At 60.7% G+C, this 1,388-nt stretch carries 1 protein-coding gene; it reads right to left on the bottom strand.

The window, feature by feature from the left end:
- Nucleotides 1-37 precede the first annotated feature (37 nt).
- The gene (locus V2B23_RS30820; RefSeq protein WP_430953686.1) at nucleotides 38-1,321 is read right to left on the bottom strand and encodes an IS256 family transposase; all 1,284 of its coding nucleotides are present in this window, start codon (nucleotides 1,319-1,321) and stop codon (nucleotides 38-40) included.
- Nucleotides 1,322-1,388 lie beyond the last annotated feature (67 nt).

Genomic DNA, 1,388 nt, shown 5'->3' with positions numbered 1-1,388 from the left:
GGGTCTATCTCGCTAACGGTGTTTCGGCGGATTTCCATCAGTATGTTTCCGATCCCGGCCAACGATCGGCGAACGTGATCGCAAACGCGTTCAGAGCAGGCTTCCACCGCACCATCCATCGTGCCTGGCCCTTGCCTGTCGGGTCCAGTGAACGCGTCACCATATAGAGGCACTTCAGCGCAGCCGCCTCGGTAGGAAAATGGCCACGAGCTTTCACAGCCCTCCGATACCGGGCATTGAGAGACTCAATCGCGTTGGTGGAGCACAGCACTCGCCGTATCTCGATGTCGTAATCGAGGAACGGGATGAATTCCTGCCAGGCGTTGGTCCACAATCGGATGATCGCCGGATACCTCTCGCCCCAGTGCTCGGCGAGATCGTCCAGCGCCGCGTGAGCGGCAGCCTCGGTCGGTGCCGTGTAGATCGGTCTGAGATCGTGTTTGAGTGCGTCCCAGTGTTGACGTCCCGAGAGCCGAAAGGTGTTGCGGATCAAATGCACGACGCACGTTTGTACCGTCGTGGCCGGCCAGACGTTCTCGACGACCTCCGGTAGGCCTTTGAGTCCGTCGCAGACCAGAAAGAACACGTCCCGGGTGCCCCGATTTCGGATGTCTGTCAGCACGCTCATCCAGAATTTGGCGCCCTCACCGCCGGTGCCGGCCCACAATCCGAGCACGTCGCGGTGTCCGTCGAGGCTGACGCCGATCGCGGCGTAGATCGGCCGGTTTGCGACCTGACCGTCCCGGACTTTGACGACGATCGCATCGACGAAAATCGCAGCGTATACCTCGTCGAGCGGCCGGGCAGCCCAGTCCTGCATTTCCTCGAGGACCTTGTCGGTGATCCGCGAGATGGTCTCTTTCGAGACCGAGGCGCCGTAGATTTCGGCGAAATGAGCGGAGATCTCACCGGTGGTTAATCCTTTGGCGTACAACGACAACACGATTTCGTCGACCCCGTTCAATCGACGTTGTCGCTTTTTGACGATCTGCGGTTCGAACGTCCCTTCCCGATCTCTCGGGACTTCGATCGGGACATGCCCGGCCGCCTCGGTCAACACCGTTTTCGGCCGGGTTCCATTGCGGATGTTCGTCGATTCCCGATCGGGCGGGGCTTGGTTTTTGTCGTGCCCGAGGTGCTCGGTCATCTCTTCGTTCAGTGCGGTTTCCAGGACGGTTTTGGTGAACTGTTTGAGCAGTCCGTCCGGCCCGGTCAGCGACAGGCCCTGCTCCTTGGCCAACCTGACCAACTCCGCGGCCGCGGCCGCTTCCGCCGACGGCGGTTCGGCCCTCTTCTTCGTCACATCTTCCAGTGTCGTCATCTCGGCACCTCCTCGCCGAGCATTCACTCAGCTAGTCGGGCCGAAACACCGTTTTAGAGACAGTCCC

This window comes from Rhodococcus sp. 24CO, assembly GCF_050586165.1.
Taxonomy (GTDB): Bacteria; Actinomycetota; Actinomycetes; order Mycobacteriales; family Mycobacteriaceae; genus Rhodococcus_F.
This window is presented reverse-complemented; position numbering and strand designations above follow the sequence as displayed.

Bases quoted from the DNA above. Each gene is read 5' to 3' on its own strand.
- V2B23_RS30820 (WP_430953686.1), bottom strand. From the start codon at position 1,321: ATGACGACACTGGAAGATGTGACGAAGAAGAGGGCCGAACCGCCGTCG.